The sequence below is a fragment of the Bartonella sp. LB28NMGDW genome, from assembly GCF_042194435.1.
Taxonomy (GTDB): Bacteria; Pseudomonadota; Alphaproteobacteria; order Rhizobiales; family Rhizobiaceae; genus Bartonella; species Bartonella grahamii.
In genome coordinates, this window is sequence record NZ_JBHIMX010000168.1 from 1 (window position 1) to 553 (window position 553).

Below are 553 nucleotides of genomic sequence, written 5' to 3' on the forward strand. Positions count from 1 at the left end.
AAATGCAAATCATCGGTTGCAATAAACGTCCCTTGATTGGTAAATGCACCAATATGAGCATCGACACTCTCACCGCGCATTGTGCCGCTATTTGCGACCCCATCACGCACTTGAAGGGTTAATGCTCCTTCTTGAGCTTCCACAGTCCCTGCTTGGGTTAAAGCATCAGCACTTAAAACCACATCATAACTTAAAATCGTGCTCTCTTGAGAGGTTGTGAGCATGCCCCCCGCTGTCAAGGCAACCTGCTGCATACTGACAATATCACCCGTGTGATTGAGGGCACCATAGGCATCCAGCGTTATCTTCCCATTAGACCAGACAGTGCCTTCTTGGATCAGGGCACCGTGATGCGCATAAAGGTCAATTTTTTGCTCTGCCACTAAGCGCGCACGTGATGTAAGCTCTGCCGCTTGCACCAAAAGAGAGCCGCCGGCGCTATAATGTCCAGCGCCTACAGTGAGCGCATCATCGGCGCTCAAGACAATATTCCCCTTGGCACCAATATGGTTGTTTAAAGCGGTGATTTGATTGGTTTCAATGGTTAGATCGC

Annotated in this window: 1 protein-coding gene; it reads right to left on the bottom strand. The window is 49.4% G+C overall.

The genetic code is table 11. The annotated features are described in order from the left end of the window. On the bottom strand, window positions 1-553 hold a 553-nt coding region (locus ACFIKG_RS09835; protein WP_375652257.1), incomplete at both ends, for a hypothetical protein.